At 69.0% G+C, this 14928-nt stretch carries 12 protein-coding genes and 3 pseudogenes; 7 read left to right on the forward strand and 8 right to left on the reverse strand.

The genetic code is table 11. The features are described 5' to 3' along the window. Positions 1–16: 16 nt before the first annotated feature. On the reverse strand, positions 17–2881 hold the full coding sequence (gene leuS / locus MPLG2_RS03250) for a leucine--tRNA ligase (RefSeq protein ID WP_105184905.1): 2865 nt from the start codon (positions 2879–2881) through the stop codon (positions 17–19). Between the two features lie 316 nt (positions 2882–3197). Here leuS and MPLG2_RS03255 point away from each other — a divergent pair, with 316 nt between their 5' ends. Together MPLG2_RS03255 and MPLG2_RS19225 are read left to right on the forward strand one after the other, a co-directional pair. Beyond that, positions 3198–4037 (forward strand): DUF3097 domain-containing protein, encoded by an 840-nt coding sequence (locus MPLG2_RS03255; protein WP_105184906.1) that lies wholly within the window; start codon positions 3198–3200, stop codon positions 4035–4037. Beyond that, entirely contained in the window at positions 4037–4819 is a 783-nt protein-coding gene (locus MPLG2_RS19225) for an inositol monophosphatase family protein (protein ID WP_105184907.1), read from the forward strand. The genes MPLG2_RS03255 and MPLG2_RS19225 overlap by 1 nt, the downstream gene beginning before the upstream one ends. A 42-nt stretch (positions 4820–4861) precedes the next feature. Here MPLG2_RS19225 and MPLG2_RS19805 read toward each other — a convergent pair. Together MPLG2_RS19805 and MPLG2_RS19605 are read right to left on the reverse strand one after the other, a co-directional pair. Beyond that, positions 4862–5041, reverse strand: a pseudogene (locus tag MPLG2_RS19805) (DUF3516 domain-containing protein); the annotation flags it as partial. Continuing rightward, positions 5040–5156, reverse strand: a pseudogene (locus MPLG2_RS19605) (DUF3516 domain-containing protein); the annotation flags it as partial. The pseudogenes MPLG2_RS19605 and MPLG2_RS19805, both read right to left, overlap by 2 nt. A 91-nt stretch (positions 5157–5247) precedes the next feature. Between MPLG2_RS19605 and MPLG2_RS03265 the strand changes: the two are divergent. After that, a complete protein-coding gene (locus tag MPLG2_RS03265; protein WP_105184908.1) occupies positions 5248–6051 on the forward strand; it encodes a hypothetical protein in 804 nt (267 codons plus the stop codon). Here MPLG2_RS03265 and MPLG2_RS03270 read toward each other — a convergent pair. From MPLG2_RS03270 to MPLG2_RS03290, 5 genes and pseudogenes are all read right to left on the reverse strand, one after another. Beyond that, positions 6035–6850, reverse strand: a complete 816-nt coding sequence (locus MPLG2_RS03270) for a hypothetical protein (protein ID WP_105184909.1) — start codon at positions 6848–6850, stop codon at positions 6035–6037. The two genes, MPLG2_RS03265 and MPLG2_RS03270, sit on opposite strands and share 17 nt — an antisense overlap. A gap of 232 nt (positions 6851–7082) precedes the next feature. After that, a pseudogene (locus tag MPLG2_RS19235) lies at positions 7083–7631 on the reverse strand (DEAD/DEAH box helicase); the annotation flags it as partial. Between the two features lie 117 nt (positions 7632–7748). Continuing rightward, entirely contained in the window at positions 7749–8585 is an 837-nt protein-coding gene (locus MPLG2_RS03280) for an MBL fold metallo-hydrolase (RefSeq protein ID WP_158680832.1), read from the reverse strand. A gap of 10 nt (positions 8586–8595) precedes the next feature. Then, a complete protein-coding gene (locus tag MPLG2_RS03285; RefSeq protein WP_231935768.1) occupies positions 8596–9579 on the reverse strand; it encodes a phosphotransferase enzyme family protein in 984 nt (327 codons plus the stop codon). A gap of 52 nt (positions 9580–9631) precedes the next feature. Beyond that, a complete protein-coding gene (locus MPLG2_RS03290; protein ID WP_105184911.1) occupies positions 9632–10012 on the reverse strand; it encodes a DUF1304 domain-containing protein in 381 nt (126 codons plus the stop codon). 144 nt (positions 10013–10156) lie between these two features. On the opposite strand from MPLG2_RS03290, the gene hrcA reads away from it, so the two are divergent. The 4 genes from hrcA to tgt all read left to right on the forward strand — a co-directional run bounded on the left by hrcA (position 10157) and on the right by tgt (position 14886). Next, on the forward strand, positions 10157–11173 hold the full coding sequence (hrcA, locus tag MPLG2_RS03295; protein ID WP_105184912.1) for a heat-inducible transcriptional repressor HrcA: 1017 nt from the start codon (positions 10157–10159) through the stop codon (positions 11171–11173). A 1-nt stretch (position 11174) separates the two neighbouring features. Next, the gene (dnaJ, locus tag MPLG2_RS03300; protein WP_105184913.1) at positions 11175–12350 is read left to right on the forward strand and encodes a molecular chaperone DnaJ; all 1176 of its coding nucleotides are present in this window, start codon (positions 11175–11177) and stop codon (positions 12348–12350) included. Positions 12351–12501: 151 nt separating this feature from the next. Further along, positions 12502–13233, forward strand: a complete 732-nt coding sequence (locus tag MPLG2_RS03305) for a 16S rRNA (uracil(1498)-N(3))-methyltransferase (RefSeq protein ID WP_408632048.1) — start codon at positions 12502–12504, stop codon at positions 13231–13233. 435 nt (positions 13234–13668) lie between these two features. Then, positions 13669–14886 (forward strand): tRNA guanosine(34) transglycosylase Tgt, encoded by a 1218-nt coding sequence (gene tgt, locus MPLG2_RS03310; protein WP_105184915.1) that lies wholly within the window; start codon positions 13669–13671, stop codon positions 14884–14886. Positions 14887–14928: the final 42 nt, after the last annotated feature.

Consider the following 14928-nt stretch of genomic DNA (forward strand, 5'->3'; position numbering starts at 1 on the left):
GATCGGGATCAGGGGGTCAGGCGGGCACCACGTTGACCAGCTTCGGAGCCCGCACGATCACCGTTCGGACCCCGTTCGGGGTCTCGTCGACGATCCGGGGCAGCGCCAGGGCCTGCTCGCGCAGCGCGTCCTCGGTGATGTCGGCGGGAACCTCCAACCGGGCCCGCACCTTGCCCTTGACCTGCACCACGCAGGTGACCGTGTCCTCGACCAGCAGGGACGCCTCGGCGACCGGGAACCCCTCGAACGCCAGCGAGTGCTCATGGCCCAGCCGCGACCACAACTCCTCGGCGATGTGCGGGGTCAGCGGGGCCACCATCAGCAGCATCGGTTCGATCGCCTCCCGCGGCACCGAGCTCAGCTTGGTCAGTGCGTTGTTGTACTCGGTCAGCCGGGCGATCGCGGTGTTGAACGACAGAGCGTCATAGTCGCGCCGAACCGCGTCGATGGTCTTGTGCAGGGCGCGTTCGGTCGCGGCGTCCATCGGGGCGTCCACCACCCGCACCTCGCCGGTGGCCTCGTCGATCACGTTGCGCCACAGCCGCTGCAGGAACCGCTGCGAGCCCACCACGGCCCGGGTCTCCCACGGCTTCGACTGGTCCAGCGGACCCATGCCCATCTCGTAGATCCGGAACGTGTCGGCGCCGTAGGAGTCGTACATGTCGTCGGGTGTGACGATGTTCTTCAGCGACTTGCCCATCTTTCCGTACTCCCGAGCGACCTCCTCGCCCTGCCAGAAGTAGTGCAGCTCGCCGTCGGCGCCGGCGGTCTCGACGACCTCCTCGGCCGGGACGGTCTGGCCGCGTGCATCGCGGTAGGCGTAGGCCTGGATGTAGCCCTGGTTGTACAGCCGCCGGAACGGCTCGGCCGACGAAACCTGGCCCAGGTCGAACAGCACCTTGTGCCAGAACCGCGCGTACAGCAGGTGCAGCACGGCATGCTCCACACCGCCGACGTACAGGTCGACGCCGCCGGTGTCGGCCAGATCCGCGCCGCCGGTGTCGACGTCGTCCCGCGGCCCCATCCAGTACCGCTCGACCTCACGGTCGACGAAACGGTCAGGGTTGGCCGGGTCCAGGTAGCGCATCTCGTACCAGCACGACCCCGCCCACTGCGGCATCACGTTCAGCTCGCGGTGGTACGTCTTCTCGCCGTCACCCAGGTTCAGCGTGACGGTGGCCCAATCGGTGGCCCGGGCCAACGGCGGCACCGGCTCCGACGTCGAGTCGTCGGGGTCCAACGCCTGCGGGCTGTAGTCGTCCACGTCGGGCAACTCGACCGGCAGCATCGACTCGGGCAGCGCGATCGGGTAGCCGCCCTCGTCGTAGACGATCGGGAACGGCTCGCCCCAATAGCGCTGCCTGCTGAACAGCCAGTCGCGCAGCTTGTAGGTGACGGTTTCGACGCCCAGGCCTTTGGCGGTCAACCACCCGATCATCGCCTTTTTGGCCTCGGCCATACCCAGGCCGTTCAGCGAGATCGCGTCGTTGGCCGAGTTGATCGTGGGCCCGTCGCCGGTGAACGCGCTGTCGGGGTCGTGACCCTCGGACGGCTGCACGGTGCGAATGATCGGCAGGTCGTAGGCCTTGGCGAAATCCCAGTCGCGCTCGTCCTCGGCGGGCACCGCCATGATGGCGCCCGTGCCGTACCCCAGCAGCACGTAGTCGGCGATGAAGATCGGCAGCTTGGCCCCGTTGACCGGGTTGATCGCGAAGGCGCCGGTGAACACGCCCGACTTGTCCTTGTTCTCCTGCCGCTCCAGGTCGGTCTTGCGGGCTGCGGCCTCGCGGTAGGCCGTCACCGCCTGGGAGGGGGACGGACCCCCGCCCGTCCAGGCGTCTTTGGTGCCGGTCGGCCACGAATTCTCGCCGGGGGTGATGGCGTCGACGATCGGGTGTTCGGGGGCCAGCACCATGAACGTGGCGCCGAACAGGGTGTCGGGTCGGGTGGTGAACACCTCGATGGCGGCCTCGTGGCCCTCCACCGTGAAGGTGACGGACGCGCCGGTCGAGCGGCCGATCCAGTTGCGCTGCATGGCCTTGACCTTGTCGGGCCAGTCCAGCCGGTCCAGGTCGGCCAGCAGCCGGTCGGAGTAGGCGGTGATGCGCATCATCCACTGCTTCATGTTGCGCTTGAACACCGGGAAGTTGCCGATGTCGGAGCGGCCCTCGGCGGTGACCTCTTCGTTGGCCAGCACGGTGCCCAAACCGGGGCACCAGTTCACCGGCGCCTGCGAGATGTAGGCCAGCCGAAAGGCGTCCACGACGGCGGCTTGTTCGGCAGCGGTCAGCTCGGCCCACGGACGCTCGGCCGGCACCGGACGGGCCCCGCTGGCGAACTCGTCGATCAGTTCGCTGATCGGCCGGGCCTTGTCGGCGTCGTGGTCGTACCAGGAGTTGAAGACCTGCAGAAAGATCCACTGCGTCCACTTGTAGAACTCGACGTCGGTGGTGGCGACGCTGCGCCGGTCGTCGTGGGCCAGGCCCAGCCGGCGCAACTGGCGGCGCATGTTGGCGACGTTCGCCTCGCTGGTCACCCGGGGGTGCTGCCCGGTCTGCACCGCGTACTGCTCGGCGGGCAGGCCGAACGCGTCATAACCCAGGGCGTGCAGCACGTTGCGGCCCAGCATGCGCTGAAAGCGGGCGTAGGTGTCGGTGCCGATGTAGCCCAGCGGGTGGCCGACGTGCAGCCCCGCGCCGCTGGGGTAGGGAAACATGTCCAGCACGAACAGCTTGTCGCGGCCGGCCACCTGGTCGGGCTCGGCCCACACCCCGGCGGGGTTGGGCGCGTGAAAGGTGCCCTCGGCCTCCCAACGGTCCTGCCAGGCGGTTTCGATCTGCCCGGCCAACTCGGCGGTGTAGCGGTACGGCGTCTCGCTCATCTCATCCTTCGATCGTCTCTGCTTGTGGACATGAAAAAGCCCCTCGCGCAAGGAGGGGCGCCGCGGTGACGGTGGGTGTCAGCGCGGCTGTCGAAGCAGAAGTCGGAATGCCACGGGGTCAGCCTACCGCAGCCTGAGCGGCACCCGTTTCGTTCGCTGAACCTCTTGCTTCTCGCCCACCTGCTCGACCGGCAAGTAGTCGAGCGAGCGGATAGGGCGGGCGGGTCGTCGGGGGCGTTCAGCGGCAGGGACGGTTCTGGCCGGCCTCAGCGTGGCCGGGCGATTTTCGTCGGTCGCAGCGATTAGCCTTCTGGCAATGAGCCGCTACCCGAAAGACGTGCTGGCGCCGGGCTGGCAGAAAGCCGGTAAGCCGACCACCACTGAGTTGCCGGCCGAGTTCGGCATGGTGCTCGAAGACCCGACGTCGGGCTTCGTCGGGGCCCTGGTGCGGGTCGAGAACGGTCTGCTGGTGCTCGAAGACCGGCGTGGCAAGCGGCGCAGCTTTCCGCTCGGCCCCGGGTTCTGGCTCGACGGACGCCCCGTGGCGATCACCGCGCCCAAACGCGCCGCGAACGGCGGGCCGACACACACCGCGTCCGGTTCGCGGGCGACCAGGACCACCGCCAAGGTGGCGCTGCCCTCGCGCATCTACGTCGAAGGTCGGCACGACGCCGAACTGGTCGAAAAGGTGTGGGGCGACGACCTGCGGCACGTCGGGGTGGTGGTCGAGTACCTCGGCGGCATCGACGACCTGCCCGCGATCGTCACCGAGTTCGCCCCGCAGCAGGGCCGCCGCCTGGGGGTGCTCGTCGACCATCTGGTGCCCGGCAGCAAGGAGTCGCGCATCGTGCAGCAGGTCACCAGCCCCTGGGTGATGGTCACCGGGCACCGCTTCATCGACATCTGGACGGCCGTCAAGCCGTCCGTGGTCGGGCTGAAGCAGTGGCCCGAGATTCCCAAAGGGCAGGACTACAAGACCGGCATCTGCCGGGCGTTGGGCTGGCCGGCGCGCACCCAGGCCGACATCGCCAACGCCTGGCGGCGCATTCGCAGCCAGGTGACCAGCTGGCGCGACCTCGACCCGGCCCTGATGACCGAAGTCGAGAAGCTGATCGACTTCGTGACCGCCGACCACGCCGACACCCTGGAGCCCTGATGCGCAGCGAGGCGGTGGTCGAGGCGATTCGGCAGGTGGCCGACGCCGAGATCATGCCCCGGTTTCAGGCCCTGGCCGATCACGAGATCATCGAGAAGCGCCCTGGTGACCTGGTCACGGTGGCCGACCGGCTGGCAGAACGAGCGTTGACCGACATCTTCAGGCGCGAAGACCCCGGCTGCCTCGTGGTGGGTGAAGAAGGCATGTACGCCGACTCGACGCCACTTCGGCAGCTGCCGACCGCCGAGCTCGCCTGGGTGATCGACCCGGTGGACGGCACCCGCAACTTCGCCGGCGGCAGCCCCGACTTCGCGGTGATGGTGGCCGAGGTGCGCAGCGGCGTCACCACCCGCAGTTGGATCTGGCAGCCCGTGCCCGAGGTGATGTTCTTCGCCGAGCTCGGTGGCGGCGTGTACCGAAACGGCGAGCGCTTGGCGGTGGCAGCGCCGTCCGAGCCGCTGGTGGGCGCGCTGCACGGCCGCTGGGGGCGGCCGCGACCCGAAGAGTCGCGCAACGTCGAGCTGGTGCGACTGGCCGGCTGCTGCGGCGTCGACTACCCCGCAGTTGTCGAAGGCCGGCGGGCGTTTCTGGGGTACTGGTCGATGCACCCGTGGGACCACCTGCCGGGTGGCCTCATGATCACCGAACAGGGTGGGGTGCAGGCCACCATCGACGGGCAGCCGTACGGTCCCGGCGTGGTGGGACGGTTCCTGCTGGCGGCTGCGAACGAGCAGGCGTGGCAGGTGGCTCGCACCGTGGCCCGCGAGCAGTTCGGCCGCTGACCGCGGCGGTCGTCGGTCGAGCTCGTCGTCGGTCGCGTGCACCACCCAGTCGCGGTTGTCGTCGGGGTCGCGCAGTATTTGCCGCACCGGCCTGATGCGAGCGTGCGCACCGGTCGCTCTCACCGGTTCGCCAAGCCGCTCCGGCCCCAGCGCCAGATACGACGGCCCGTGCGCCTCCGCGTCGAGCAGCACCTCGGCGTGTTCCTCGTAGTAGGCGGCCAGCGGTCTGGCGGATCGTCTCGCCCAGCCAGTCGATCACGTCGTCGAGTTCGGGGCTGCGGTGGGCATCCGGCACGGTGCGTTGCAGGGTGCGGTAGGCGTCGGTCAGGTAGCGCAGCTGGCCACGGCGCCATGGGCGTCATCGGCATGGCACGTTGATGGCACGATTCGTGATGGACGTGTCACCCTTTGTGTGCCAGGGTGGCCGCATGACCCCCCAGCAACGACACGCCCTCGTACGGAACAACCTCGTCGCCTATCTGCTCGGCGGCGGCCTCATGGTGCTCATCCACGAGGTCGTGCACTGGCTCGTCGGGGCGGCCCTCGGCTACCGGTCGACGATGTTCTCGTACGGCGTGACGCAACAGCCCGATCCCGGCGGGTGGCACGCGGCCATCACAGCACTGTCCGCCGACATCGCCAGCCTGGTGCTGGGGCTCGCGATGGCGCTGTGGCGGCCGCTCGAAGCGCGCGGCGGGTTCGCCCACCTCCTGTGGCTCTGGCTTGGCTTCACCTCCCTCCAGGAGGGCATCACCTACTGGGTGCTCACGCCGTTCGGGGCGGGCGACACGGCCATGGCTGCGGCCGCCTTGGGCTGGCCCATCTGGGCGATGTTCGTCGCGATGGCCGCGGGCATCGCGGGCATGTTCGTGTCGGCCAGGCTCTTCGCCCAGCCCGTGGCGACGGTCGCCGGCGACGAGATCGCGGCTCGGCGGGCGATGGCGTGGTGGCCATGGCTGCTGGCCATCCCGTTCCTGCTGGTGCACGCGTTCGTGATGTTCTCCCTGCAGGCGATGTCGCTGAGCGTGGGCGAGGTCGTGGTGGTCGCGATGGCCGGCGTCTCCAACGGCGTGTTCGCGCCGATGTCGTTCATCTTCGCTCGTCAGGCGCACCAGCCGGCGGGCTGGCAGCCGCCCCGGCTCTCGCCGTGGCCGGTGGCGGGGATCGTCGCGTTCGTGGTCCTCGTGGCCCTGCAGGTGCTGATGCGAGGCGGCATCACGATCGGGGGCTGACCGAGCGAGGTTCGCGCTCGACCAGGGCCGCATGGCCCGACGCCTCGACCACCTCGTCCACGTACGCCGCCGCTTGCGGCCCCAGCCTGTCGGACACCGTTCCCATGGCTCGCGCGAGCCGCTCCGTACGGGCGAGGCCGGCCCCGCCCAGCAGCTCCTGCGGCAGCTGCGCGTTGGCGAGGAGCAGTGACACCGCGGGGCTCATCAGCGCATGCAACCGTACGAACGCCTCGCGGGGCTCAGCGGCGACCCCCGCAGCGGTCTCCAGGTCGCTCGCGAGGGCGTCCATCCTGACCGCCGAGGCGGCAAGGTCCCAGCACCGCTCCGCCACCACCGCTGCGGCCTCCGTGGAGAGGCGGAGCTGCCCCGCCACAACGCCGGGAAACGCCGGCAGGAACCCCGCCGAGCGGTCGTACGGCGACACGAGCACCCCCGGACGCAGCTGGCGGTAGCCATGGCCGACCGCCGCGGCTCGGAGCTGGTCGCGCTCGCGGCGCCGCGACTCGGGGATGTCGTAGACGAGCGTGTGGAACGTCCCGCCCCAGACCCGCTGGGGCTGTGGGCTGACCACCTGCTGGTAGCCCTCGGCAAGCTGGCCCGCCAGGCGGTGCACGGCCACGCGGCCGTGGCGGGTGGAGCTGACCAGGCCCCACCCCGACAAGCGGTGGAGCAGAGCCTTCGCCCCCGTGGGGGTGTGACCGAGGGCGAGGAGCAGGCTGCTGAGCACAGGCCCGGGTAGACCGACCGCCTCCGCCGCCCCGAAGCAGTACGGTACGGCGGAGATGTCACGCTGCGCCATGCGGTCACGCTATCCGGCGGGCCGGGGTCCGTGCGGAACCCACGCGCGACCAGTCGGCCGGCGGACGAGCTCGGACTCCGCCCGCCTCGCGCGAAGCGTCGACACTGAAACGTATAAGTCGTTTGCTAGATTGCGGACTGGACCGGCGACCTTGCAGATCTTCGCCCCCACCCTCGCCGGCATCGCGCCGTTCTGCCAGCGGTGGCCGGCGAACGTACGGGTGGAGCAGGCCGCCCAGGGTCGCCCACATCAGCAGAAACTGGACGCTCGTGAGTTCGACCAGCGGTACCTGCCAGGCCCAGCCCCGGTCGAGCTCGCCGTAGTAGTGAAACTCGTCCATCACCACCAGGCCGACGTCTGCCGCGGTGCCCTCGCGCAGCGCGATGTTGGCCAGCACCTGGGCGGTGCAGGCGATGATCGGGGCGCTGGCGTTGAGCGCGGCAGCACCGGTGAGCATGCCGCCGTTGTCGGCGCCGAAAAACGCCGACCACTTCGAAGAGCTTCTCGCTGACCAGGGCTTTCACCGGGGCGGTGTAGAACGACACGCGTCGGTCGACAAATCGGCGTGAATGGCGGCGGTGGCGACCAGCGACTTGCCCGAACCCGTCGGCGTGGTGAGAATCACGTGCGAACCGCCGAGCAGTTCGATGATCGCCTCGTCCTGATGCGGGTACAGGGTCAAGCCCAGGCGATCGGCGTAGTCGCTGAACGATTCGTAGAGGCGGTCGGCGGCGGCGGCCGAGGCGTCGAGGGTGAGCGGACGCAGCCTGGTGGTTTCCATTGCGCTGGTGAGTATTCCACCCCCGGCGACAGGGCGTCCGTTGCCTACCAGGACGGCAGAGCCCTGCACCGCAAACGGACGCTGAACCCGAACCGTAACCGTGGGAGCCGCGACGCGTCAGAGCAGCCGCAGCTTCGGTCTCGGCACCTTGCCCTCGGCGGCCAACTGGGCGTACGCGATCGGCAGCACCGCAGCGATGGTGTCGTCGTCGTACTGCCACTCGCCCGTCTTCAGGGCGTCGTCGAGCTTCACGCCCTGCGCGATCAGGTACTCCACCTGGCCGTACACGGCCGAGATCTCGGCTCGCTGGGTGAACGCGAACACCCGGTCGAACGGTTCGCCGTGACCGGGCACCAGCAGGGTGCGCTCGTTCACCAGGCCGAGAATGCCGTCGAGGGCGACCGGCCACGCCTTGAGGTGGCAGTCGGCGCCCATCGCCGGGGGAGCGGACTGCTCGTACAGGTCGCCGGTGACGATCACGTCGGCGTCGGGCACGATCACCACCACGTCGCCGGCGGTGTGACCAGGGCCGAAGTGGACGATCTCGACGTGCCGGTCGCCCAGGTCGATCATGCGGGCCAGTGCCAACGGACGGTTCGGCGCCCGCAACTCTTCAGGGTCGAACCCCAGATCGGCCGCCTCGGCGGCGACCTGATCGGCCTGCAGGGCCGCTTCGAGGCTTTCGTGGCCGTAGGTGGGCAGGTCGTCGAAGGCGGCGAGTCCGTAGAAGTGGTCGAAGTGTGCGTGAGTGACCACGGCGCCGACCAGCGGCACCGGCAGGATTTCTTCCGCGGACGCCCTGATCGCCCGACCCTGGGCGGGGGATGAGCCGGTGTCGACCACGACCGACCCCGAACTGCCCGCGATCAGCACCACGTTCACCGCCGCCGGCTGAGCGATGGCGCGCCAGATGCCAGAACGCAGTTCGGCGAAGGGGGTCAGCGAGAAATCCACGACGGCGAGCCTACGCGTAGCCGGCGGCCACCAGATCGAGCATCGCGTGCGACCAGTCGTTGACCTTCTCAACCCGTGCGGCGAAGGCCGGGTTCACCTGGGCCATACCGGTGTACCAGATCTGAAACGCGAACTGCCGCAGGGCGATGAAGTCGTCGAGGTGCGTCACGTCGATGTCGCGAACGCTGCCGTACCCGGTGAGCAGGGCGTCGCGAAAGTCGTCGTAGTCGTCTTCGTCGCGCTGTTCCCACACGGCCACGGCCAGGTCGTAGAGCCGGTGTCCGGTGCCACAGTCGTCGAAGTCGATCAACTTCACCCGCTCGCCCTCGAACACGGCGTTGCCGAGGTGCAGGTCGGCATGGATCAACCCGACGTCCGGCTCGGCGGCCAGGATGGTCGCCAGTTGGTCCGAGAGCCGTTCGAAACGGCCGCGCAGGTCGGTGGGAAACAACTCCCAGACGGCTGAGGCAGGTAGCCCGCCGTAGACCATCACGTCGCCGAAGAAGCTCTCGTGGCTCCAGTCGATGCGCGCGAACGGTTGCGGCGGCGTCCAGTGCTCGGCGTGGTCGTGCAGCGCGGCCATGGCTGCTCCGAGGCGGCGCAGGTGCACGGGGCGTGGCGAGTCCTCGTGAATGCGGCCGTGCTGCCAGTGCAGCATCGACACCACCCGGGTCTCGTCGCCGGCGGTAGCGAGCACCGTCGCCGCACCCTCGCGGGTGCTCAACGGTTCGGGAACGGCCAGGTCGGTGTCGGCGTTGAGGGCGGTCAGCCAGGCCAGTTCGCTCTCGACGGCCAGTGCCGGGTCGGCATCACGCCCGTGCCGCTGCGGACGGTGCACGCGCAGCAGAAAGCGGCCGGCGGGGGAGTCGTGCCGAAAGGTGGTGTTCTCGCCGTGGCCGACGAAGGTGAGCGTGCCGGAGGGCAGGTCGTAGTGCGGCAGCGCGGCGAGGGCGACGCGGCGCATGCGACCGATCTGAGCGGTGCGGCTGAGCACATGTTCACTGTCGCAAGCGTCGGGGTTGACGACAAGGGTGGAGGTCGCAGAGTCAGCTCAGCGCCGAGGCTCCGAGAAACGCCAGCGCCAGCGCCGGAAACATGCCCTGCACCAGCGCCGCTCGGGCCATGCGGCGGTCGTTGGTGATCAGCACCAGGGCGGCCAGCACCATTGAGCCGAGGCCGACGATCAGCAGCGTGTTCGACACCACCGGCCACCAGAACAGCACCACGCCCGCCCCGGCGGTCAGGGCAAGAAACAGGTTGTAGAAGCCCTGGTTGTAAGCGAGCCGGCGAGTGGTCGCGGCCTGCTCGGGCGAAGTGCCGAACACCTTGCGGGTCTCCGGACGTTCCCAGCGCAGCGATTCCATCCAGAAGATGTAGAGGTGCATCAGTGCGGCCAACACCGCGAACACCAGGGCAACCAGCCGCATCGTGACCTCCGGTCGATCGGGCGGTGGGCCAAAAGGCCGAGAACCGTGCCCAGTTGATCGGGCCCCTGACCACGGCCCGGGTGGCAGGTTCGTCTAGACTGGCACTCGATCAGTGAGAGTGCCAGTAGCGTCGAAGGAGGCCTGGTGTTGGACGACCGCAAGCTCGACATTCTGCGGGCCATCGTCACCGACTACGTGAGTTCGCAAGAGCCGGTGGGGTCGCGCGCGCTGGTGGACCGGCACAACCTCGGGGTGTCGCCCGCCACGGTGCGCAACGACATGGCGGTGCTCGAAGAAGAGGGCTACATCACCCAGCCGCACACCAGCGCCGGCCGCATACCCACCGACAAGGGGTATCGATTGTTCGTCGACCGGTTAGGCACGGTGAAACCGCTGTCGCTGGCCGAGCGCCGGGCCATCACGACCTTCATGGCCGGAGCCATCGACATCGACGACGTCGTGCGGCGCACCGTCCGACTGCTGGCGCAGATCACCCAGCAGGTGGCGATCGTGCAGTACCCGGTGCTCACCTCGGCTACCGTGCGGCTGATCGAGCTGCTCACCCTGGCGCCCGGCCGCGGGCTGGCCATCGTGGTCAACAGCTCCGGACGTGTCGATCAGCGCCAACTCGACCTGGGCGCGGCGTCCGATGAGCAGGTGAGCGAACTGCGCGGACGGCTGAACGCCGCCCTGGTCGGCCACCCCACGGCCCGCGTGCCCGACCTGCTGGTCGCCCTGACCGACGAGGTGGGGCCCGAACTGGGTCCGCTGGCCGCCGTGGTGGGTGCCGCCCTGATCGACATCGTTTCGGCGGACCCCGCCACGCGTGTGGTGGTCGGCGGTGTGCCCAACCTGACCCGCTTCGGCGATCAGTTCGAAACCACCGTCAAACCGGTGCTTGAGGCGCTTGAGGAACAAGTCGTGCTGTTGCGGTTGTTGGGTGAGGCTGGTGGGTCTGCTGACGTCACCGTGCGCATCGGCAGCGAGAACCCGTACCAGCCGCTGCAATCGACGTCGGTGGTCGCCAGCGCCTACAGTCACGGCGACGACGTGTGGGCGAGCATGGGCATCGTTGGTCCCACCCGAATGGATTACCCCAGCACCATGGCCTCGGTTCGGGCGGTCGCCCGGTACGTGGGCCGCATCTTGGCAGAAGGATGACGTGACGAAGGACTACTACGACGTGCTCGGCATCGCCCGCGACGCCAGCGCCGACGAGATCAAGAAGGCCTACCGCCGGTTGGCCATGCAGTACCACCCAGACGTGGCCGACACCCCCGACGCCGCCGAGAAGTTCAAAGAGATCGGCGAGGCCTACGAGGTGCTGCACGACAGCAACAAGAGGGCCATGTACGACCGCGGCGTCGACCCCAGGGGCAACGGCTTCAGCGGCGCGCAGGGCTTCGGGTTTCCGGGCGGAAGCGCGGCCGGCTTCGACTTCACCAATCTGGTCGACGCCATGTTCGGCCAGGCGGGTGGCCGCGGACCGCGCTCGCGGGTGCGCCGGGGCCAGGACGCGCTCGTCCGGCTGTCGCTCACTCTGGCCGACGCTGCGTTCGGCGTCACCAAGCCCCTGCGGGTCGACACCGCCGTTGTCTGCGGCACCTGCCACGGCAGCGGCGCAAAGGACGGCTCCGAGCCGGTCACCTGCACCACCTGTCACGGGCAGGGCGACGTCACCCAGGTGCAGCGCACGTTTCTAGGTGACGTGCGCACCACCACGCCGTGCCCGGCCTGCCGCGGCTACGGCACGGTGATTCCGCACCCGTGCGGTGAGTGTTCGGGCGAGGGCCGGGTGCGGTCGTCCCGAACCATCAACGTCAAGATTCCTGCCGGTGTGAACGCCGGCAACCGCATTCACCTTGAGGGTCAGGGTGAGGTCGGCCCCGGCGGCGGGCCGGCCGGCGACCTCTACGTCGAGTTGAGCGTTGAGCCCCACGAAACCTTCAAGCGCAACGGCGACGACCTCGAGGTGGTGGTGCGGGTGCCGATGACGGCGGCCGCGCTGGGCACCGAGGTGCTGCTGCCGACGCTCGAGGCCGAACGCGACGACTTCGACCCCGAGCAGGCGACGGTGCGGGTCAGCGTGCCCAGCGGTACCCAGTCGGGCACTCGCATCGCGGTGGCCGGACGCGGCGTGCCCCGGCTGCGGGGCTCCGGACGCGGCGAACTCGGCGTTACGCTGCTGGTGCAGACGCCGAGCCGGCTCGACGATCACCAACGCGACCTGTTGCGGCAGCTCGCCGAGGCGCGTGGTGAGAACAAGGCCGAAGTCTCAATGGAGCGGCACCACAAGAGTGGTGTCTTCAGCTGGCTGAAGGACGCGTTCACACAATGAACCAGTACGAGCGAGCGAGTTCCAGCCACACCGGCGAGGTGGAAAATGATCAGGGCGAGCGGGGCGAGTATGCAGCAACACCCAGCGCCGCTGGTCGAGACACCAGGGCCGGTCGAGTTCGCCGAGACCCGCTTCGTTCGAGGGGTGCGTCGTGACTGATGCCATGTTCCTGGCCGACCTCGACGATCCGCGGGTCGGCGATCAGGTCGCCGTCACCGGTGACGAAGGGCGGCACGCGGCGATCGTCCGGCGTATTCGCAAAGGCGAGGTGGTGCTCGTCAGCGACGGCATCGGCACCGCGATCCGCGGCCCGGTGCTGACCTCCGACGTGAACGGCCTGGTGGTCGAAGTCGCTGAGGTGCTGACCGCAGAGCCCCGCACCGTGCGGTACACGGTGGTGCAGGCGCTGGCGAAGGGTGACCGGTCTGAGCTGGCGCTTGAGATGCTCACCGAGCTGGGCGTCGACGAGGTCGTGCCGTGGCAGTCGACTCGCTCGGTGGTCAAATGGCCCCCCGACAAGGTCGAACGTGCCCTGGCCCGCTGGCGCAGCATCGTGCGCGAGGCCACCAAGCAGTCGCGACGGTTCAGGGTGCCGCGGGTGAGTCCGCCGCTGACCACCGCCGAGTTGGCCCTGCGGGTGCCCGAGCCGGCGCTCACGCTGGTGCTGCACGAGGGTGCCACCGAATGGATCTCGCAGGTCACGCCGCCCGTCGAGGGTGAGGTCATGCTGATCGTTGGCCCCGAGGGAGGCCTCACCCCTGAGGAGCTGGAGTTGTTCGCCGAGGCAGGTGGGCGGCAGGTGCTGGTCGCCGACGGCGTACTGCGCACCTCGACGGCCGGAACGGTCGCCCTGGCGCAATTGCAGGCGCTTGAGCGTGCGTGACCCGGTGGTCGAGCTCTCTCACCGCTCGAGTCCGCTGCCGCGGAGTGCGCGGCACCCCGTCCCGCCCCTGCGGAGCTCGTCGGCCCTTCGCTCTCTCGTCCGCGCTTGCCTATCGAGCCGACGAGCCCGCTTTACGCCCGCCGACCCGGACGGGGTGCCGCCCACTCCGCTTCCTACTTGCTCCTCTGCCGGCTTAGGGGCCGCTTTCGTCATCGTGCGTGGGATTGGGTTCGTCATCCCGGCGAACGCCGGGATCTCGCAACTGCACGGAGAGGGTCCTGCCCGGTGGGATCTCAACACGCTTGATCTGCAGTTTCGTCATCCCGGCGAAGCCGGGATCTCAAGACCCTTGTGGACGAAATCCCTTGTCGTCGGGGATCTCGACAAGCTCGATCAGCGACAGGCTCGATCAGGGTCGGACGTGGGTGTGTGTGAATGAGTGACTTCGGGTTCGAGGTGACGGCGACCTTGCCCGATGGACGGGGTCGCGCCGGCACCATTCACACTCCGCACGGCACCATCAACACCCCGGCCTTCGTCGCCGTGGGCACCAAGGCGACTGTCAAGGCGGTGCTGCCCGAGGCCGTCCGCGACCTGGGTGCGCAGGCCGTGCTCGCCAACGCGTACCACCTGTACCTGCAGCCCGGCTCAGACATCGTGGACGCAGCCGGCGGCCTGGGCGCCTTCATGAACTGGCCGGGGCCGACCTTCACCGACTCAGGCGGGTTTCAGGTGATGAGCCTCGGCGCCGGGTTCAAGAAGGTGCTGGCCATGGACACCGTCGGCCTCGCCGACGACGACGTGATCGCCGAGGGCAAGACCCGGCTCGCACATGTGGACGACGACGGAGTCACCTTCACCAGCCACCTCAACGGCGACCGCCACCGGTTCACCCCCGAGGTGAGCATGCGCATTCAGCACGAGCTCGGCGCCGACATCATGTTCGCCTTCGACGAGCTGACCACCCTGATGAACACCCGCGGCTACCAGGAGCAGTCGGTGGCGCGCACCCAGGCGTGGGCCGTCCGCTGCCTGGCCGCCCACGCCGAGCTGACCAGAAGCCGCGCCGACAAGCCATACCAGGCACTGTTCGGCGTCGTCCAGGGCGCGCAGTACGAAGACCTGCGCCGGCGGGCTGCGCGCGACCTGGCCGCCCTCGAGGTGGACGGCGCGAGCTTCGACGGGTTCGGCATCGGCGGCGCGCTCGAGAAGGAGAACTTGGGCACCATCGTCGGCTGGGTGGCCGACGAACTGCCTCGTGACAAGCCCAGACACCTGCTCGGCATCTCAGAACCCGACGACTTCTTCGCCGCGGTCGCGGCCGGTGCCGACACCTTCGACTGCGTGATGCCGTCCAGGGTCGCCCGCAACGCCGCGCTGTACACCCGCGACGGACGGTTCAACGTGAACACCGCGGCCCACCGCCGGGCGTTCGAGCCGATCGAGCCCGGCTGCGACTGCTACACCTGCGCGCACTACACCCGGGCCTACCTGCACCACCTGTTCAAGGCCAAAGAGATGCTGGCCTCGACGCTGGCGACGATTCACAACGAGCGGTTCACGGTGCGGTTGGTCGACGACATTCGCGCCTCGATCGAGGCCGGCGACTTCGACGCTTTTCGCACGGAGTTTTTGGGTCGCTTCTACCGGTGATCGGGCACGTTGCATAGGTTCGGGTCCGTTGCCCGGGTTCGA

Origin of the sequence: Micropruina glycogenica, assembly GCF_900289045.1 — a bacterium.
In the GTDB taxonomy this organism is placed as follows: Bacteria; Actinomycetota; Actinomycetes; order Propionibacteriales; family Propionibacteriaceae; genus Micropruina; species Micropruina glycogenica.